Source organism: Pseudomonas monsensis (genome assembly GCF_014268495.2).
GTDB classification, from domain to species: Bacteria; Pseudomonadota; Gammaproteobacteria; order Pseudomonadales; family Pseudomonadaceae; genus Aquipseudomonas; species Aquipseudomonas monsensis.
Genome location: NZ_CP077087.1, coordinates 5,805,481 through 5,824,539 on the forward strand (window position 1 = coordinate 5,805,481; position 19,059 = coordinate 5,824,539).

Consider the following 19,059-nt stretch of genomic DNA (forward strand, 5'->3'; position numbering starts at 1 on the left):
CAGAGGGTCAGCCAAAAGAGATTCAACTGACACACCCTCTTCGCGAGCAGGCTCACTCCCCCAGCGAGCCGATTGAATATTTGATGGAGTTTTTTGTATGGGCCCATGGCTCGAAAGCGTGACCGGTTGGCTGGCGGCCAATCCCCAGTGGCTGGCCGCAGCGGTGTTCGTCGTGGCCCTTGTCGAATGCCTGGCGATCGCCGGACTGATCGTCCCTGGCACGGTGTTACTGTTTGCTGTCGCCGTACTGGCCGGCAGCGGCGCGCTGTCGTTGAGCGAAACCCTGTTGCTGGGTTTTCTCGGCGGGATTCTCGGCGATGCAATCTCGTACTTCCTTGGCCGGCATTTCCACCAGAACATCCGACGCCTGCCGGGGCTGCGCCACCACCCGGAATGGATGGCCGGGGCGGAAACCTATTTCCAGCGCTACGGTATCGCCAGCCTGTTGGTTGGCCGCTTTATCGGTCCGTTGCGGCCGATGCTGCCAATGGTGGCCGGCATGTGCGATATGCCGTTCCCGCGTTTTGCCGCCGTCAGCCTGCTGGCCGCCGCCGGGTGGAGCCTGGTTTACCTGCTGCCGGGCTGGGCCACCGGTGCGGCCATCCGCTTGCCGCTGCCCGAAGGCTTCTGGCTGGAAGCGGGCATTGTCGCCGCCAGCATCGCGGTCATGGTGGGCCTCAGTGTGAACAGCAGTCTGCGCCGTCACCGCCGGGCAACCCTCTGGATCAGCAGCATGAGCCTGCTGATTCTGATCGGCCTGTTCATCGGCTATCCCTATCTGAATGCGCTCGATCAAGGGGTGATGACCCTGGTGCAGGAGCATCGTCAGCCGATGCTGGATGAAATCGCGGTGACGCTCACCCTCATCGGCGAATTCCGCAACATGCTGATGTTCAGCACCCTGCTGACCGTGCTGCTGTTGCTGTGCCGGCAATGGCGACATGCGCTGTTCGCCGGCGGCACGTTGCTCTGCACCGCTCTGGCCAACACCGCGACCAAGCTATTCTTCGCCCGTGTACGCCCGGAGGTGCTGACTGACCCGATCACCAGCTACAGCATGCCCAGCGGGCATGCCTCCGGCTCGTTTGCATTGTTTCTGACTCTGGCCGTCCTTGCCGGACGTGGACAACCGCCCCGCCTGCGCCTGACCTGGCTGCTACTCGGCTGCATTCCTGCGCTGGCGATTGCCCTTTCACGGGTTTATCTGGGTGCGCACTGGCCGACGGACATTCTCGCTGGCGCGATGCTGGCGACCTGCGTGTGTGCGGCAAGTCTGTGGCTGAGCCAGCGCAAGGCTCCTCTCGGTGCGATGCCGTACAAAATCTGGTGGCTGATCATTCCGGCACTGGTGCTGCTGTTCAGCTTCTTCGTCCTGCGCCATTTGCCGCATACGATGTTGCGTTACGCCTACTGATAGCCCCTCTCTCGCCACTCTCTGCGAATTGACGCCGGGAGTGGCGCCGCACTCCCCCCGCCCCGTTCTGAAAGCTGCTCTTGATTGACTCAAGTGAGTGGCTGCCTGCGCACTAAACAAAAAACCAAGTTACATATTTATATTAAACATCTTCACAACCAACACTTCACCAGTGCAAAAATCCATTAAATTAAAAAGCATGACGCTGACTCCACCCCGAAGAAAAATTACTTGAACAGAACAGCAACTGAACACATTAACCATTAATAAATTTAAACACCTATTAATAATGAGCATTCCATGAGCCCTAAAATACCGCGCAAACAGTCGACTTCAACTTCGCAAAGTACAGAGACAACAACACCAATAGCGCATCGCTCCGACAATCCGCCAGGCACTTCGATCCCTCTTGCATCAAGGCCCTTTGGCACGCCAGACACGACAAACCCGTTTCGGCCCCGTCATCCAGAGCAGAGTGTGAGTCACGCCCTGCCGCCGACGGTTGAAGTGACTGCGCTCCCCAACCGGAACGCCGGCCAGGCAACGGCCAACAGTCCGGTGGACCGATACTGGAGCGCCACACCTCTCCTGCGCGGCATGCAAGCTGCTGACGGCGAGGGTTTTCGCTACGTGGTCGGACGCAAATTCGTCGATGTCGAGCATGACGGTGAGGTGCACACCGCGCACGCCGGCCTGGATGAAACCCTCGGGGTTTATCGGCTGAAAATGCTCACCGAACGAACACCTTCCGGCCCGATCCTCTACAAAAATCCCGAAGAACCTACCTGGCGCCTGACCGAGCAACGCCAGTCACCCCTGAAACGTCCCGCAGACACTGCCAGCGAAATGGCTCAGGCCTCTGGTTTGCCACCAAAACAGTTCAAGCCGACGAAGTCCGAAAACCCCGTCACCGATCTGCTGCAAAACGCCCTGAGTCAGTTGCATCCGACCTTGAGTGCGGATCAACGCAAGAAGTGGTTGCAGTCTTACAACCTGTTGCCCAGTCAGTTGTCTCGCCTGCAACAAGACTTGCGTGCAGAACTGAAAATCCCGCAGTGGGCCGAATCACACAAACGCCTGGTTGAAGACCCTGGCAGTCCGCAGCGTCTCGACGCCCTCGCCCGCGACATGGTCAATGAACTGAACCTGAAACGCGGCGCCCGACACCCCTGGTATGACCCCGAAACCAGCATGACCGATGCCGTGCGCGAGGCACTCCTGGCGAAAGCAGGTTATCGGCGTAACAAGAACAATTGCCTGTACCGCACCGATGTCCCGGCAATGTTCAGAGGCGATGATCGCACGCCCTTCGAGATCGCCAGAGACGACACCATGCTGCCTCGCTACCGCCACAGCCCCGGCGCCTCGACCGAAAAACCGATCAGCTCCACGTTCAGTCTCAAGGAGGGCATCGGTTACGCCAGTGCGCCCGATCCCGAATACCTGCTCTACAACAGCCAGACGAACAAACACCCGGGCAAACTGAAATCCGACGCCAGCGACAGTGATTCCGACAGCAGTGAATCTGCTGAGTGGTCGGATGATCCCGATAGCCCGGTCGCCTGGGATCATGACCGCGATTACATTGCGACCCGGACAAAACAGACGGTCATGTTTCTTTACGTACTGGATACCCGAGGTCTGGAGGTCGTGCCGCACGAAGAGAATCATCTGTTCAACTCGAAGGTTGAGGACACTGCCAGTTGGTTTCCCGATGACGAGTACGAAGGTCTGGTGTCTGTCACCACCAAGGGTATCGAAGCAGAGCGGGTCTGGTTGTTGAACACGGAAATGACGAAAGCGGCCAAGGTCAAAGACATTGATCAGGCGGCGGGAGACCGTGCGGATTTCATAGAAGAATCGACCCACTTCGGCACGTCCAATAAAAACCAGTATGACGCGTTGATCGACAAGGTCGAGGCCTTGGGTGATCCAATACTTCGGCTTTCAGGCAATAAAAATGAATTTGCCGATGACATCGTCTGGCCCGAATTTTAAACAACTCGATACTGAGGGCAGACTTAATGACGACCACCCTATGACATACGACCACAGCAGAACTAACATTTTATTTAAATATCAAGAAACCAACTAACTGCACCGCTCAACTTTCAATCTTTATATTCACACTACAATTTTTCCCAACGGAATACCGATTCCAACACCGGTGTCCGACCACGCCTGTTTTTAAAGGATTAAATAATGGCGAAACTTATTACAGCATCAGTGGAACCCACCCTCGATGCAGTCATTCACATCACGCCGATCAGCACTTCGGCCAACCACCATGCGCCGGTCTCGCGACAGGTTGAAATCGTCCCCAGCGCACCACCGCTGACACCGCCGCCCGCCCGCCCTGTGCAGAACCCTGCGCCTCTTGCACTCAAGACGCTCGACAAACGCCTGGGGCCGCTGCGCATCGGCGAGTTCACGATCAGCCGCGTGGAACTGCAAGCCATGGGCGCGACAGTGAATGGCGAACACATCAGTGGCGCCAATGCCCACCTGGAGGCCGCCGACAAAACCTTTCTCGATGCGCTGGGTTTCGATCCGGCTCAGGTCGAATCGCGCATCAAATCCACGGACAACCCCGACAGCAGCAAAGTCGCCACCCTGTTTTTCGAGATTGCCTGCAAACGCTCACCCACTGCCGCACCGCTGTTCATTGCCTCCACGCCTCTTGCGCCTGGCAACCCGATGGCGCGCTTCGACAAACTGCTGGGCTCGGCACAAAAAATCGACATCCATCGCGTCGATTCCCTTGAGCACATGCCGGGCTGGGTCAACCGCAGCAAAAGTTATTTGCAAAGCGGTGCCGGCGTCGGCCTGCAGGCCTACGGCATCTACAGCGGCCTGATCGGGATTGCCGAGGCGATCAAGGTCGGCGATCTCGGCGAAGCCGCGTTCAATGCCGGCGGCATCAGCAGTGAAATCGGTTCGTTGATCATTGAGCGGGGCTTGAGCAAGGGTGGCGAAGCGATGTTCCAAAGTGGCGCGACGGTGTTCAACCGGTTTCCCGCCACCAGCATCGGCAAGACCCTGAGTCGCGGCGCGGGCCTGTTTGCCAGTGCTATCACGCTGCCCTTCGACATCATTGGTGCGGTCAAGGCTTTTAACGCGGCGGCGGGCACGACAGGCAAGGCAGCGCAGGATCACTACGTCAGCGGCGGACTCAGCGTGGCCGGTGCGGGAATCAGCATCGCCCTGGGCCTGGCGGCGCTCGCCGGTTTTGGCAGCGTTGCCGGCCCCCTTGGCCTGGCCGCGGCAGCCGTGCTGGTACTGGGTGCGGAAATCTACCGCGCCGCGCGGGTTGTCGATGACATTGATGACTACATCGAACTGGGTTTCCATGAGCGTCTGCGTTCAGGCTGGTTTGCCTTCACCCATCAAGAGCTGGATCAGGACGTGATGGACCGGTTCAGGATCGCCAAGGCCACCGGCGACCACCGCCAGCAACAGCAGGCCTCGGCCACCGCCCTGTTGCAGGGTGCCTATAAAAACTATATCGAACACGTGGTGAACGGCAGCTTCAATGTCCAGTTACGCCCGATCAACGTATGGCGCCACCAGTGGGACGCGAGCGCCGGCGAACAACCGTTCAAAGTCGAGAACGAGCCGGTGGTGGTTTCCAGCGATGACCACATTGATGCGCGCGACGGTTTGCCACCCGACCTCGAGCGCGTCGTCAGCGGTGAGGCCGGCGACGGGAAAGGCGTGTTGTGGCGCCTGGATGACGGTTACGACCGGGTGGTCGGGGTGAAAAACAAACCCAACTACTTTACCTATCGCACCGACGCCAAAAACCTGACCGGTGGTGACAAGGACGACACCTTCCTCTTCGAGGTCGCCGAGACCGAGTTCGACAGAGCGGTGCGGCCAGCACGCACGAGCATCCTCGATGGCAGTGCAGGCACCGACCTGCTGGCGTTCGAAGGGGCACGGCCCAGGCGTGAAACGCGCTTTGTCGGCCATGACGTCCACTTGCCCAGCGGAGAGGTCGCACTGCGCAGTGGCGACCCGCAAATCGCCGATATCAGCGTGGCGCAGATCAAGGACATCGAGAACATCTCGACCCTGCGGCAGGGTTCGAGCAAGGTGACAGGCGATGATCGCGCCAATGTCATCGTTGCCAATGGCTACGACACCGTGACCGCCGGAGCAGGCGACGACAAGTTGGTCATTCGCGGTGCGCAGGTCAACGTCGACGGCGGCGCGGGGACCGATCGCTACTACATCGCCGAGACGTCCATCGAGGCGACGATTGTCGAAAACGGTCAACAGATCAGTCACATCGAACTCGGCTGGCCAGCAGAGAACATTCAACAATGGCGAATTGTCGGCACCTCGCTGGTCATCACTTCACGACGGGGCGCAGACGGCGAGCTGCCGGAGCACACCCTGACCATCGAGAACGTCTACAGAACGCTCAATGGTCAACGTCAGGTGATCAACAACCTGCTGCTTTTCATCACGTCTGATGGTTACGAGCTATTGCCGGTCCTGCCGGCGCTGCTGCAGGACCTGTTACCCCACACGACTGAAGTCATCGTGACCGTCAACGGCAGCCGCCCGCCGGCCCCCTGCATCATCAACGGCGGTGCTCTACATCCCAAGGCTGCGCAACCGCAACATTACTTCATGTCGCGCAACAACCGCAGAGTCGACTTCAGCGTGCCACACGGCACGGCCAGAACGTCCAGCGTCATTCACCTCGACTACAACAGTACCGAGTTGCTTGGCCTCGGCATCACTTACAGCGTTGACAGCAACAAGGGCGTATCGGGGTTTTCCTACCTCACCTACAGCGCTTTCACGATCCGGCTGCAACTGCTAGCAAAAGCTGTTTTTCTATCGAATGTGGTGGGCGAGCGATCCGACAATAAAACCGACGTCGGTGGTGGACGCATGGCCGCCGGCATCGAAACCCGGCATGACGTAGTGCTGGTGTTCAAGGATGGCGAATCGTATCGCCTCGTGCCGCCAGCCCTTTCCTATATCGCTGATTCCGCAACCCCCGGTTACCAGTCACGGCCAGCACCGGAGTGCCTGAAACCGCGGCATGGCCGCTATCTGTTCAACCGTCCACAGGTGACTGAACGCCATCTGCTGCCCGTGCATCCCGGCAAGGTCGACATCAATTCAACGCAGCATAAGGGCAAGTACGCCCTACAGGGTCAAAGCTCGATCTACGACGTCTATCCGTCGAGCAACGCGATCATCAGCCTGTCGACCCCCGGCGCTCAGGCCAGGACCGCCAACGCGTCGACCTGGACGTTCTACAGCACACGGATGACCGAAACGGTCACCCGCAGCGATATCCGCCTCAGTGGCAATGAACTGCATGTCGCCAGCGTGTTGATCGAATTGCCCGACATCGACGAAGAAACCCCCGTGGAGTCCATCAGTGTGGCGACGTCATCCGGGAACATTTATGAAGTGTCGCTGCTGTTCGAAGTGTTGCAGCTCTACGTCATCGAAGCCCGGGGCTATGCCACGCTGGCGGCGCTGCTGGAGGACATCCGGCAACACCGGGAACGCCACGAACTGGCTTCGCAGGTGTTCGTCTTGAACATCGGCTCCACCGCCGAAAAAAGCGGTCATATCTATTACAACGCGAGCAAGGACTACTGGGGCATCGACAGCGACTTGAGCTATCGGATCAAACCGCAAGACCTGGTGATAAACCGCGCACTGATCGCCTGATGCGCAGCTCAGGCGAATAACTCACCTTGCAACTCATCCAGCAGTGCCTGAATGGCATCCAGGCGCTGTTGCGGATCATCCAGTTGCAGCAGGTCGATCTTGTCTTCTTCGGCAAAGGGCAACAGGTAGGCCAACTGATTGGCCAGTGACTGCTGACCAGGCGCGTCGGTGCCCATGTTCAGCGCCTCGACCATCGGATGCTCGGCCAGGGCCTTGAGCAGCGCCACCAGGTCGGCGTCTTCTTCCTGCAAGGGTTGCTCCGGCTCGTCGTCCAGCCACTCGACGTCAGCGAGAATCAATTGGTCGCGCTGCACTTCGGTGCGCAGCACATGGAAGCGGCGCCCGCCCTGCACGCGAATCCCCAACAGCCCGTTGTCCTGCTGCTGGAAATCGGTGATCAGCGCTTCGCAGCCGACCAGCGCAAAACCCTGCGGCGCGAGGCCGACTTCGCTACCGTCGAGGATGCACACCACGCCGAAGCCGCCGCCCTGTTTCATGCAACGACCGATCATGTCCAGGTAGCGCGCCTCGAAGATCTGCAAGTCGAGATTGCAACCGGGAAACAGCACTGTGTTCAGCGGAAAAAGCGGCAGGCTCATAGACATTTCCTTAGACCACCATCGACACCGCCAACGGCAGGAACACCGCCGTGGCCACGCCCATCAGACTCATTGCCAGCGCCGCGAAGGCGCCGCACTCATCACTTTCCTGCAACGCCACCGAGGTGCCGACGGCGTGGGCTGTCATGCCCAACGCCATGCCGCGCGCCTCGGGGCTGTGTACGCCAAGGCGGGTCAACAGTGCCGGGCCGAAGATCGCGCCGATCACCCCGGTGATCAGCACGAACACCGCCGCCAGCGCCGCGACGCCACCGATCTGCTCGGCCACCAGCATGGCAATCGGCGAGGTCACCGACTTCGGCGCCATGGTCATCAGGATCATGTGCTCGGCGCCGAACCACCAGCCGAGCAACACGCCCATGCCCGTCGCGACCACACCACCTATCACCAGCGTAGTAAAAATCGGCCAGAACAATTGGCGGATGCGTTTGAGGTTGAGATACAGCGGCACCGCCAGCGCCACTGTCGCCGGGCCCAGCAGAATGCTGAGGATCTCGGTGCTCTTGCGGTACTCGGCGTAAGTCAGGCCGCAGCTGACCAGCACCCCAATCACCAACAGCATGGAGACCAGCACCGGTTGCAGAAAGATCCAGCGGGTTTTCTCGAACGCCGCCAGCACCAGTTGATAAGCACCGAGGGTGATGCCGATGCCGAACAGCGGATGGTGAATCACCGACGCCCAGGCGCCGTGCCAGTCGAAGAGCATCAGGATTCCTCCGATGGCGCTACATGACGCCGGACCAGACGCTGCATCAAGACCCCGGCGAAGGCCATCGACAGAATCAGCGAGACCACCAGTGCGCCGACAATCGCCCAGAAATCCGCGGCAATTGCCGAGGCGTACACCATCACACCCACGGCTGGCGGCACCAGCAGCAAGGGCAGATAGCGCAACAGACTGCCGGCCGCGAGGTTCAACGGCTCGCCGACTTCCCCGCGAACGATCAGGAACACCAGCAGCAACAGCAGGCCGATGATCGGCCCCGGCAGCACCGGCAACAGCAAGTGATTGAGCGCCGTGCCGAGCAATTGAAACAGCACCAGCAGGGTCAGGCCACGTAACAACATCTGACATCTCCGACAAAAAGCGCCGAGCATTATAAGCACGCCTGCGCTATGGATCGGCATTCGCCAAAAGCATGGTCGGTTGACCGGAGCAAATCGCCATGATGATCTACAGTGGTTCGCAGGGCGGTCAAATCCCCCACCTGAAAAACTATAAAACCGATGAACCCAAGGAGAGTCTCAATGCCCTATGTTCCCGTTGCAGAGCTCAAAGATTATGTCGGCAAGGAACTCGGACGTTCCGAATGGCTCACTATCGATCAGGAACGCATCAACCTGTTCGCCGAAGCCACCGGTGATTATCAGTTCATTCACGTCGACCCGGTCAAAGCCGCGCAAACGCCATTTGGCAGCACCATTGCCCACGGTTTCCTGTCGTTGTCGCTAATCCCCAAATTGATGGAAGACATCCTGATCCTGCCGCAAGGCGTGAAGATGGTGGTCAACTACGGTCTGGACAGCGTGCGCTTCATCCAGCCGGTGAAAGTCAATTCGAAAGTCCGTCTGAAGGTCGATCTGGGCGAAGTGACCGAGAAAAAACCCGGCCAGTGGCTGCTCAAGGCCACCGCGACACTGGAGATAGAAGGCTCGGACAAACCGGCCTATATCGCCGAGCCACTGTCGCTCTGCTTCGTCTGATGGTTCTGGATGCGAAGCAGCGCACGCTGTTTCGCGTCAACACTGTTTTACCGGCTGCAATAGGTCACACAGCTGCGGCATACTCGGTCGCCTAATTGCCCGGATCCCGCTATGCGCTCACTCGCGACTCTTGCCCCCCTTGCCTTGACTCTGTTGCTGGCCGCTTGCGGCGACGGCGAATCGCTGTTGCCGCCGGATGCGCGTCTGCCGGACGGCGGGCGCTATCGCGGTGAGCTGGTCAATGGCTTGCTGCAAGGTCAAGGCCGCGTCGACTATCCCAACGGCAGTTGGTACGCCGGGCAGTTCGACAAGGGCCAGTGGCATGGCCAGGGCGAATGGCACGGCAGCAATGGCGAGGTTTATCGCGGTCAGTTCCAGCAGGGATTATTCGATGGCCAGGGCAGCCTGACCACCAATGCCAGCAGCTACACCGGCGGTTTCAAACAGGGCCGGCGCGACGGCGAAGGTACGCTGAAAGAAAACGCCATGACCTACCGTGGCGAGTTCAAGGCCGATCAATATTCGGGGCTCGGCCGCCTGGAAATGGACGACGGCAGTTCCTATCAAGGCCAGTTCGCCCACGGCAAGCCCAACGGCGAAGGCCAGCGCGGCGATGCCAGCGGCAATTCGTTCAGTGGCCACTTCGTCAATGGTCAGCTGGAGGGCAATGGCACCTTCAACAGTGCCGACGGCGACATCTATGTCGGCGGCTTCAAGAACAATCAACTGCACGGCAAAGGTCGTTACGAAAACGCTGACGGCGATGTCTGGCTCGGCCAGTTCAAGGAAGGCGCGCTGACCGGCAAGGGCGAACTGATCGGTGCCGACGGCAGCCACTACATCGGCACGTTCAGCGACTGGCGCTTCAGCGGTCAGGGGCGCTTGAACCTGTCCGACGGCAGTTTCTACATCGGCGGCTTCGACAACGACAGCTATGCGGGACGCGGCACCCTGGTGCTCACCGATGGCACCGTGATGAGCGGCACCTGGATCAACGGCCAGCGCGTGCGCGATGCCGATGGCAAGTTGCTGCCCGATACCCTTGAACTCGGCTTGCTCGCCCAGGGACGTCTGCTCGATGACGCGCTGGCCGCCATCCCCGCTTCGACCCCAGCGGTCGAGCTGTACACGTTGACCCTCGGCGGCGATGGCAAGCAAAGCGTGTTTCTGCGCGAATCAGACTACGTGGCCAACATGCTCAACACACGTTTCGGCGCCTACGGCCAGATCCGCCTGGTCAACCACCGCGACCATCTCGGCGACCGACCGATGGCCACCCGCGAGAACCTGCGCCGCGCCGCGCAGACACTGGCCGAACGCAGCGGCCCGGAAGACTTGCTGTTCATCTACCTGACCAGCCACGGCACCGCCGAGCATGAACTGGTGCTCGACCAGCCGCGCATGGAGCTGGCCGACCTGCCCGCCGACGAACTCGCCGCCGTGCTGGCACCGCTGAAAAACCGCGACAAGATCATCGTGATCTCGTCGTGTTACTCCGGCGGTTTCATTCCCGCCCTCAAGGACGAACACACGCTGATCATGACCGCGTCGCGCGCCGACCGGGTGTCCTTCGGCTGCTCGGAAGAAGCCAACTTCACCTACTTCGGCGACGCGCTGTTCGCCCAGGCGCTGAACCAGACCGACGATCTGGAGCAAGCCTTCAAACTCGCCAGGGCCACCGTCGCCGAGCGCGAACTGGCGGACAATTTCGAAGCCTCGGAGCCGCAGATCTGGGCGCCGAAAGCCGTGCTGTCACACTGGCAACTGCTGCGCAAACAGCAGGCAAGAAAAGCATTGCAAAGTGCTGCGTTGAACGACGGAGCTACAAAGAGCAACTAAGCTGAACAGTATCAAGGGAGAGACACCATGTACTTGACGCCTCAGCACGTATTGCTTGCCGGAGCCACCGGTTTGACCGGTGAACATCTACTCGACCGTTTGCTCAACGAGCCAACGATTTCACGTGTGCTCGCCCCTTCCCGTCGACCCTTGGCCGAACATCCGCACCTGGAAAACCCGGTGGGCGATCCGCAGGCGTTTCTGCCGCAACTCAGTGGCCGCGTCGATATCGCCTATTGCTGCCTCGGCACCACCATCAAACAGGCCGGCTCTGAAGCAGCGTTTCGCGCGGTAGATCTGGACATGGTCGTGGCCTTCGCCAAACGCGCGCGGGAGATGGGTGCGCGGCATCTGATCGTGATCAGCGCGATTGGCGCGGATCCGAAATCGTCGGTGTTCTATAACCGGGTCAAAGGTGAAATGGAGCAGGCGTTGCGTGCGCAAGACTGGCCGCAACTGACCATTTGCCGGCCATCGCTGTTATTGGGTGATCGCGCCGAACCGCGTCTGGGCGAACAACTCGCCGCGCCGTTTTCCAAACTGATTCCAGGCAAATACCGCGGCATCGAAGCCTGCCAGCTGGCCCGGGCGATGTGGCGCCTGGCGCTGGAAGAGCAGGATGGGGTGCGGGTGATCGAGTCGGATGAGCTACGCAAATTGGGCAAATAACCTGAAATCGCTATCGCCAGCAGGCTGGCGATGGAGTGCGCCGCACTCCCCTACAACCCGCCAGTCGCCTGAAAACTCACGCCGATCACGGTGAGCAACGACAACGGTAACAACAACGTATCGAGCAACGCACTCGCCGGCAGGTCCACCCCCGGATAACTCGGCGCCTCAGCGCCGAAGCGATCCATCGCACAACACCCGCCATTCAGCGCGTACAAATCCAGGCGCGTGCCGGAATACACCACCGGCGCCCCCGGCTTGGCCGCATCCAGCGTGCGCACAGTGGCGCACCCGGCCAGTTGCAGCGCCAGCACAATTGCCAGCAGCTTATTCATCGCTGCTCAGATGATGCTCGCCCCAGCGCGGCAGCATGTCCTGCGGAATGCCCAACAGATTGAGAATCCGTGCGACGACGAAATCGATCAGGTCGTCGATGGTCTGCGGCTGGTGGTAGAAGCCCGGCGACGCAGGAAGAATGGTTACGCCCATGTTCGACAGCTTGAGCATGTGCTCCAGATGAATGCTCGAATACGGCGCCTCGCGCGGCACCAGAATCAACTGGCGACGCTCTTTCAATGTGACATCGGCAGCGCGCTCGATCAGGTTGTTGCAGGCGCCCGTGGCAATCGCCGACAGCGTACCGGTGGAACACGGCACCACCACCATCGCCGCCGGTGCGCCAGAGCCCGAGGCCACCGGCGACATCCAGTCTTCCTTGCCATACACGCGAATCTGCCCGGCAGCCGCGCCGGTATATTCGGTGAGGAACGCCTGCATCATCTGCGGCTTGGGCGGCAGCGTGACATCGGTCTCGGTGGCCATCACCAGTTGCGCGGCCTTGGAGATCAGGAAGTGCACCTCGCGATCTTCGCGCACCAGGCAATCGAGCAGGCGCAAACCGTACTGCGCGCCAGAGGCGCCGGTCATGGCCAGCGTGATGCGTTCCGGGCCGCCATCCTGGGAAAGAGTGTTCATTTCAGCGCCTCGGCGAGTTTGCCGTGCAGGCCGCCGAAGCCGCCGTTGCTCATGATCACCACGTGAGTGCCGGGCTGGGCCTGGCTCTTCACACGTTCGATGATGCCTTCGAGGGAATCGCTGACAATCGACGGCACCGTGCACAGTGCGGCGGTGCCCGCCAGATCCCAACCCAGGTTGGCCGGGGCGTACCAGATCACCTGATCGGCATCGACCACGCTGTCAGGCAGACCGTCACGGTGCGCGCCGAGCTTCATCGAGTTGGAGCGCGGCTCGATGATCGCGATCAGCGGTGCGTCGCCGATGCGCTTGCGCAGACCGTCGAGGGTGGTGGCGATGGCGGTTGGGTGGTGGGCGAAATCGTCATAGATGGTGATGCCACGCACCTCGGCGACTTTCTCCATGCGGCGTTTGACGTTCTTGAACGCGCTCAACCCGGCGATGCCCATTGATGGAACCACGCCAACGTGCCGTGCCGCCGCCAACGCGGCCAAGGCATTGGCGACGTTGTGCTGACCGGTCAGCTCCCATTCGACCGTGCCCTGAGGCACGCCTTCGAACATCACTTCAAACGCCGAACCGTCTTCGCTGAGCAGTTTGACCTGCCACTGACCGCCGGCGCCGGTGGTCTGCACCGGCGTCCAGCAACCCATTTCGATCACGCGCTGCAAGGCCGGTTCGGTGGTCGGGTGGATGACCAGGCCTTCGCTCGGAATGGTTCGCACCAAATGGTGGAACTGCCGCTCGATCGCCGCAAGATCCGGGAAGATGTCCGCGTGATCGAACTCAAGGTTATTGAGGATCGCGGTGCGCGGGCGGTAGTGGACGAATTTCGAACGTTTGTCGAAGAAGGCGCTGTCGTACTCGTCGGCCTCGATCACGAAGAACGGCGTACCGCCCAGGCGGGCCGACACCGAGAAGTTTTGCGGCACGCCGCCAATCAGGAAGCCCGGACTCATGCCGGCATGTTCCAGGACCCAAGCGAGCATGCTGCTGGTGGTGGTCTTGCCGTGCGTACCGGCCACCGCCAGCACCCAACGGCCTTGCAGCACGTGATCGGCCAGCCACTGCGGACCGGAGACGTACGGCAGGCCTTTGTTCAGCACATATTCCACCGCCGGGTTGCCGCGGGACATGGCGTTGCCGATCACCACCAGATCCGGTGCCGGATCGAGTTGGGCCGGGTCATAGCCTTGCGTCAGTTGAATGCCTTGCGCTTCAAGCTGCGTGCTCATCGGCGGATAGACGTTGGCATCGGAGCCGGTCACGTGATGGCCCAGCTCTTTGGCCAGCACTGCCATCGAGCCCATGAAAGTCCCGCAGATACCCAGAATATGAATGTGCATAGTCGACCTCGTAAAACATGGCCGCAGGTTAGCGTAGGGAGGGGGAAATCGCACTCTTTAGGTGAGGAGCGGGGCTGGTTGGCCTGGCATTTGGGCTCGACTGAAGATTGTCCCCCCTCACCCCAGCCCTCTCCCGAGGGAGAGGGAGCCGATCTACGTGGCGTGCAAAGATTGAGCTCGGCTCGATAATTCAGGTCGGCGTAGATCGCCAAAACACCCCGATCAGTCCCCTCTCCCGAGGAGAAGGAACCGATCTACGTGGCATTCAAAGATTAAGTTCGGCTCGATAGTTCAGGTCGGCATAGATCGCCAAAACACCCCGACCAGCCCCCTCTCCCGAGGAGAAGGAGCCGATCTACGTGGCGTTCAAAGATTGAGTTCGCCTCGATAGTTCAGGTCGGCGTAGATCGCCAAAACACCCCGACCAGCCCCCTCTCCCGAGAAAAAGGAGCCGATTTACATTGCGTTCAAAGATTGAGTTCGCCTCGATAGTTCAGGTCGGCATAGATCGCCAAAACACACCGGCCAGTCCCCTCTCCCGAGAAAAAGGGCGCCGATTTACGTGGCGTTCAAAGATTGAGTTCGGCTCGATAATTCAGGTCGGCATAGATCGCCAAAACACCCCGATCAGCCCCCTCTCCCGAGGAAGAGGGAGCCGATCTACGTGGCGTTCAAAGATTGAGTTCGGCTCGATAGCTCAGGTCGGCATAGATCGCCAAAACACCCCGACCAGTCCCCTCCCCCGAGGAAGAGGTAGCCGATCTACGTAGCGTTCAAAGATTGAGTTCGGCTCGATAATTCAGGTCGGCGCAGATCGCCAAAACACCCCGACCAGCCCCCTCTCCGGAGGAAGAGGGAGCCGATCTACGTGGCGTTCAAAGATTGGGCTCGGCTCGATAATTCAGGTCGGCGCAGATCGCCAAAACACCCCGATCAGTCCCCTCTCCCTCCGGGAGAGGGTTAGGGTGAGGGGCTTTTAACTGACCCGCCGCTCAATCCCATGCTTACGCAGCTTTCTGTAAAGCGTATTGCGGCTAACGCCCAGTTGCTCGGCGGTGCGAGTCATGTGCCACCGCGTTTGTTCAAGAGCTGCGAGCAAGGCTAACCGCTCGGCGTCTTCCAGTGGATGCTCACCCGACTCGGCTGGCGAAATCGCTGGCCGCCCCTGCCGAATCACCACCGGCAAATCCTCCAGCCCGATACGCCCTTCATCACACAACGCCGCCAGCGTGCGCAGCACATTGCGCAACTGGCGCACGTTGCCCGGCCAGTTGAACGCCAGTAACGCTTGGCGCGCCGGTTCGTCGATCAGGATCGTTTCGCCGCCCGCCTCTTCGGCCAGCAGGAAATCCAGCAACTGCGATTTATCGCTGCGCACGCGCAACGCCGGCAGCGCGACTTCGAGGCCGTTGAGCCGGTAATACAAGTCTTCGCGGAAGCTGCCGTCTTCGACCCGCTCCAGCAGATTGCGGTGCGTGGCGCTGATGATCCGCACGTTGACCGCTTCCGGTTCACCACCGATCGGCACCACTTGCCGGTCTTCCAGCACCCGCAACAAACGCGTCTGCAAGGCCAGCGGCATGTCGCCGATCTCATCGAGAAACAGCGTGCCGCCGTCGGCCTGCTGCAACTTGCCGCGCATGCCATCCTTGCGCGCGCCGGTGAAACTGCCGCCGCGATAGCCGAACAGTTCGCTCTCGATCAGGCTCTCGGGAATCGCCGCGCAGTTGAGGGCGACGAAGGCTTTGCCGGCGCGCTGACTGGCCTGATGCACAGCCTTGGCGAAGGCTTCCTTGCCGGAGCCGGTTTCACCATTGATCAGCAACGGCACGTCGCGCTCGAACACCCGCAGCGCCTTGCGGAAATCGGCTTGCAGCGCCGCGTCACCGAGGCAAATACCCGCCAGGGGTTGAACATTGACCACGACCGGGGCCGGGGTGATCGGCAGCGGTTTGCGCGATTCGCCACGCAGCAAGGCAAACAGATACCGCCCATCGCGAGTGCGCAGCGGCCAACTGGCGCTGGCATTGGCGCTGGCGCGACCCAGCAGTTCATCCAGCGAACAATCGAAAAACGCTTCCACCGGTTTGCCCAGCAGACCACCGCGAATATGCCCCAGCAGGTTCAGCGCACTCTGGTTGACCGCACTGATCCGCCCTTCCCCGTCAAACGCCAGCAGACCTTCGCTGAACAGTCCTACGGATTCGGCCTGCAAGTGAAAGCGCAGCAACCATTGGTTATCGAAACAGCGCAGGAAATAGCAGCTCTCGATCATCTTCGCTGACAGGTTGACCAGTGCCATGGTGTGGAACTGGCTCTGCCGCGAGACATCGTGGCGCGCCGAGGACACGTCGAGCACCGCCAGCAATTCGCCGTGTGGGTCGAATACCGGGCTCGCCGAGCAGGTGAGGCCGGTGTGGCGGCCGCGGAAGTGTTCGTCCTGGTGAATGGTCAGCGCCTGGCGCTCGACCAGGCAGGTGCCGATGCCGTTGGTGCCTTCGCAGGCTTCGCTCCAGTCGGCGCCAAGCCAGAGGCCGGCGCGTTCGAAAATCTTGCGTTCGGCAGGCGCAGTGACGCAGTTGAGGATCACCCCGCGCGCGTCGGTCAGCAGCACCGCGTGGCCGGCGCCGGACAGTTGTTGATGCAGGCTGCTCATTTCATTGCCGGCAATCTGCAACACCTGCTGCAGACGCTCGCGACTTTCGAGGACCCGGCCGTGTTCAAGCACGGTGGGCGCCATGGCCAGGGCCGGGTCGAGGTGATAGTCCTCAAGACAACGCAGCCACGAGCGGGCAATCGACGGGTCGGCACCGGGCCCGTGCAGGTGCGGTTTGCCCTGGGTCACGGTGAGCACCTGTTGGGCATGGCGACTCAAATGGTTGTCGTGCATTTCTTATTATTCTCCCCGAGATCAGTGCCGCCTGTTTATTGGCTGGCATCTGGGCGATTTGCAGTCAGCATCCTCCAGCCATCGGCGCATTGCAATGCTGGCGAGACTGCTCGGTCACCGGCTGTGCCAAAAGCGGTACACACTGTCACCCCCTCTGTACCGAAACCATCACAGGCACCGCCCGCCCGTCCGACATAAAACACGCAAGGCCTTGATTTGCCTGACCTGCACGGCAGTGGCCCGGCCTTTGCTCTACGCTTATAGCAAGCGCACTTGCGCGTTTCTCTAATAAGTACAAAGCCAAGGAGAACATCATCATGCGTTACGCTCACCCCGGTACTGAAGGCGCCAAAGTCTCGTTCAAGAGCAAGTACGGTAACTACATCGGCGGCGAGTTTGTCGCGCCTGTCAAAGGTCAGTACTTCACCAATACCTCGCCAGTGAATGGCCAACCGATTGCCGAATTCCCTCGCTCCACTGCCGAAGACATCGACAAGGCACTGGACGCCGCCCACGCCGCTGCCGATGCGTGGGGCGCGACCTCCGTGCAGGCGCGCTCGCTGATCCTGCTGAAAATCGCCGACCGCATCGAACAGAACCTCGAGCTGCTGGCGATCACCGAAACCTGGGACAACGGCAAAGCCATCCGCGAAACCCTCAACGCCGATATCCCGCTGGCCGCCGACCATTTCCGCTACTTCGCCGGGTGCCTGCGCGCTCAGGAAGGCAGCGCTGCCGAAATCGACGGCAACACCGTGGCCTATCACATCCATGAACCGCTGGGCGTAGTCGGCCAGATCATCCCGTGGAACTTCCCGCTGCTGATGGCCGCGTGGAAACTCGCCCCGGCACTCGCCGCCGGCAACTGCGTGGTGCTCAAGCCTGCCGAGCAAACCCCGCTGGGCATCTGCGTGCTGATGGAGCTGATCGGTGATCTGCTGCCACCGGGCGTGCTCAACGTGGTGCAGGGTTTCGGCAAAGAAGCCGGCGAAGCCCTGGCCACCAGCAAACGCATCGCCAAGATCGCCTTCACCGGCTCGACCCCGGTCGGCTCGCACATCATGAAGTGCGCAGCCGAGAACATCATTCCGTCCACCGTGGAACTGGGTGGCAAGTCGCCGAACATCTTCTTCGAAGACATCATGCAGGCCGAGCCGAGCTTCATCGAGAAAGCGGCCGAAGGTCTGGTGCTGGCGTTCTTCAACCAGGGCGAGGTGTGCACCTGCCCGTCGCGCGCACTGGTGCAGGAGTCGATCTACGACGAATTCATGCAAGCGGTGATGAAGAAAGTCAGCCAGATCAAGCGTGGCGACCCGCTGGACACCGACACCATGGTCGGCGCGCAGGCTTCCGAGCAGCAGTTCGACAAGATCCTGTCGTACCTGGAAATCGCCAAGGGTGAAGGCGCCGAGTTGCTGACCGGCGGCAAGGTGGAAAAACTCGAGGGCAGTCTGGCGACCGGCTATTACATCCAGCCGACCCTGCTCAAGGGCACCAACAAGATGCGCGTGTTCCAGGAAGAAATCTTCGGCCCGGTGGTGAGCATCACCACCTTCAAGGACGAAGCCGAAGCCCTGGCGATTGCCAACGACACCGAGTTCGGCCTCGGCGCCGGCCTGTGGACCCGCGACATCAACCGCGCCTACCGCATGGGCCGGGCGATCAAGGCCGGTCGCGTGTGGACCAACTGCTACCACCTGTACCCGGCGCACGCCGCGTTCGGCGGGTACAAGAAGTCCGGCGTCGGTCGTGAAACCCACAAGATGATGCTCGATCACTATCAGCAGACCAAAAACCTGCTGGTGAGCTACGACATCAATCCGCTGGGCTTCTTCTAAAAACCCGGGGCAACACTGATGTTTCAGTGTTGCCCTCCAAATAGCTATCGCTGGCAAGCCA

Annotated in this window: 14 protein-coding genes; 7 read left to right on the forward strand and 7 right to left on the reverse strand. The window is 60.5% G+C overall.

The genetic code is table 11. The annotated features are described in order from the left end of the window. Positions 1-97: 97 nt before the first annotated feature. From HV782_RS25670 to HV782_RS25680, 3 genes are all read left to right on the forward strand, one after another. Complete coding sequence (locus tag HV782_RS25670; RefSeq protein ID WP_186746132.1) at positions 98-1,414, forward strand: bifunctional DedA family/phosphatase PAP2 family protein; 1,317 nt, start codon at positions 98-100, stop codon at positions 1,412-1,414. 477 nt (positions 1,415-1,891) lie between these two features. Continuing rightward, a complete protein-coding gene (locus HV782_RS25675; RefSeq protein WP_225931038.1) occupies positions 1,892-3,412 on the forward strand; it encodes a hypothetical protein in 1,521 nt (506 codons plus the stop codon). 204 nt (positions 3,413-3,616) lie between these two features. Continuing rightward, the gene (locus HV782_RS25680) at positions 3,617-7,117 is read left to right on the forward strand and encodes a calcium-binding protein (RefSeq protein ID WP_186746128.1); all 3,501 of its coding nucleotides are present in this window, start codon (positions 3,617-3,619) and stop codon (positions 7,115-7,117) included. Between the two features lie 8 nt (positions 7,118-7,125). Here HV782_RS25680 and HV782_RS25685 read toward each other — a convergent pair whose 3' ends face one another. The 3 genes from HV782_RS25685 to HV782_RS25695 are packed head-to-tail and all read right to left on the reverse strand — an operon-like array spanning position 7,126 to position 8,805. Continuing rightward, positions 7,126-7,716, reverse strand: a complete 591-nt coding sequence (locus HV782_RS25685; RefSeq protein ID WP_123463814.1) for an LON peptidase substrate-binding domain-containing protein — start codon at positions 7,714-7,716, stop codon at positions 7,126-7,128. Positions 7,717-7,726: 10 nt separating this feature from the next. Next, complete coding sequence (locus HV782_RS25690; RefSeq protein WP_123463812.1) at positions 7,727-8,443, reverse strand: LrgB family protein; 717 nt, start codon at positions 8,441-8,443, stop codon at positions 7,727-7,729. Beyond that, positions 8,443-8,805, reverse strand: a complete 363-nt coding sequence (locus HV782_RS25695) for a CidA/LrgA family protein (protein ID WP_186746126.1) — start codon at positions 8,803-8,805, stop codon at positions 8,443-8,445. The genes HV782_RS25690 and HV782_RS25695 overlap by 1 nt, the downstream gene beginning before the upstream one ends. Before the next feature lie 180 nt (positions 8,806-8,985). Here HV782_RS25695 and HV782_RS25700 point away from each other — a divergent pair, with 180 nt between their 5' ends. From HV782_RS25700 to HV782_RS25710, 3 genes are all read left to right on the forward strand, one after another. Further along, on the forward strand, positions 8,986-9,441 hold the full coding sequence (locus tag HV782_RS25700; RefSeq protein WP_007909575.1) for a MaoC family dehydratase: 456 nt from the start codon (positions 8,986-8,988) through the stop codon (positions 9,439-9,441). 111 nt (positions 9,442-9,552) lie between these two features. Continuing rightward, complete coding sequence (locus HV782_RS25705; RefSeq protein WP_186746124.1) at positions 9,553-11,280, forward strand: C13 family peptidase; 1,728 nt, start codon at positions 9,553-9,555, stop codon at positions 11,278-11,280. A 27-nt stretch (positions 11,281-11,307) separates the two neighbouring features. Beyond that, entirely contained in the window at positions 11,308-11,949 is a 642-nt protein-coding gene (locus tag HV782_RS25710; protein ID WP_123463805.1) for an oxidoreductase, read from the forward strand. Positions 11,950-11,999: 50 nt separating this feature from the next. Here HV782_RS25710 and HV782_RS25715 read toward each other — a convergent pair whose 3' ends face one another. The 4 genes from HV782_RS25715 to HV782_RS25730 all read right to left on the reverse strand — a co-directional run bounded on the left by HV782_RS25715 (position 12,000) and on the right by HV782_RS25730 (position 17,160). Next, a complete protein-coding gene (locus HV782_RS25715) occupies positions 12,000-12,284 on the reverse strand; it encodes a YceK/YidQ family lipoprotein (RefSeq protein WP_128613638.1) in 285 nt (94 codons plus the stop codon). After that, positions 12,277-12,924 (reverse strand): flavin prenyltransferase UbiX, encoded by a 648-nt coding sequence (gene ubiX, locus HV782_RS25720; protein ID WP_102354554.1) that lies wholly within the window; start codon positions 12,922-12,924, stop codon positions 12,277-12,279. The genes HV782_RS25715 and ubiX overlap by 8 nt, the downstream gene beginning before the upstream one ends. After that, the gene (gene mpl / locus HV782_RS25725; protein ID WP_128613636.1) at positions 12,921-14,270 is read right to left on the reverse strand and encodes a UDP-N-acetylmuramate:L-alanyl-gamma-D-glutamyl-meso-diaminopimelate ligase; all 1,350 of its coding nucleotides are present in this window, start codon (positions 14,268-14,270) and stop codon (positions 12,921-12,923) included. The genes ubiX and mpl overlap by 4 nt, the downstream gene beginning before the upstream one ends. Positions 14,271-15,246: 976 nt before the next feature. Continuing rightward, a complete protein-coding gene (locus HV782_RS25730; protein ID WP_186746122.1) occupies positions 15,247-17,160 on the reverse strand; it encodes a sigma-54-dependent Fis family transcriptional regulator in 1,914 nt (637 codons plus the stop codon). 317 nt (positions 17,161-17,477) lie between these two features. Here HV782_RS25730 and exaC point away from each other — a divergent pair, with 317 nt between their 5' ends. Next, positions 17,478-18,998: an acetaldehyde dehydrogenase ExaC gene (gene exaC, locus HV782_RS25735; protein ID WP_095048794.1), complete on the forward strand. Its 1,521-nt coding sequence runs from the start codon at positions 17,478-17,480 to the stop codon at positions 18,996-18,998. The last annotated feature ends 61 nt before the right edge of the window (positions 18,999-19,059 follow it).

What these genes read in the sequence shown, in the direction of transcription:
- mpl (WP_128613636.1), bottom strand. Translation starts at nt 14,270, where the DNA reads ATGCACATTCATATTCTGGGTATCTGCGGGACTTTCATGGGCTCGATG.
- HV782_RS25705 (WP_186746124.1), top strand. Translation starts at nt 9,553, where the DNA reads ATGCGCTCACTCGCGACTCTTGCCCCCCTTGCCTTGACTCTGTTGCTG.
- HV782_RS25685 (WP_123463814.1), bottom strand. Translation starts at nt 7,716, where the DNA reads ATGAGCCTGCCGCTTTTTCCGCTGAACACAGTGCTGTTTCCCGGTTGC.
- HV782_RS25690 (WP_123463812.1), bottom strand. Translation starts at nt 8,443, where the DNA reads ATGCTCTTCGACTGGCACGGCGCCTGGGCGTCGGTGATTCACCATCCG.
- HV782_RS25710 (WP_123463805.1), top strand. Translation starts at nt 11,308, where the DNA reads ATGTACTTGACGCCTCAGCACGTATTGCTTGCCGGAGCCACCGGTTTG.
- ubiX (WP_102354554.1), bottom strand. Translation starts at nt 12,924, where the DNA reads ATGAACACTCTTTCCCAGGATGGCGGCCCGGAACGCATCACGCTGGCC.
- HV782_RS25670 (WP_186746132.1), top strand. Translation starts at nt 98, where the DNA reads ATGGGCCCATGGCTCGAAAGCGTGACCGGTTGGCTGGCGGCCAATCCC.
- HV782_RS25715 (WP_128613638.1), bottom strand. Translation starts at nt 12,284, where the DNA reads ATGAATAAGCTGCTGGCAATTGTGCTGGCGCTGCAACTGGCCGGGTGC.
- exaC (WP_095048794.1), top strand. Translation starts at nt 17,478, where the DNA reads ATGCGTTACGCTCACCCCGGTACTGAAGGCGCCAAAGTCTCGTTCAAG.
- HV782_RS25730 (WP_186746122.1), bottom strand. Translation starts at nt 17,160, where the DNA reads ATGCACGACAACCATTTGAGTCGCCATGCCCAACAGGTGCTCACCGTG.
- HV782_RS25680 (WP_186746128.1), top strand. Translation starts at nt 3,617, where the DNA reads ATGGCGAAACTTATTACAGCATCAGTGGAACCCACCCTCGATGCAGTC.
- HV782_RS25695 (WP_186746126.1), bottom strand. Translation starts at nt 8,805, where the DNA reads ATGTTGTTACGTGGCCTGACCCTGCTGGTGCTGTTTCAATTGCTCGGC.
- HV782_RS25700 (WP_007909575.1), top strand. Translation starts at nt 8,986, where the DNA reads ATGCCCTATGTTCCCGTTGCAGAGCTCAAAGATTATGTCGGCAAGGAA.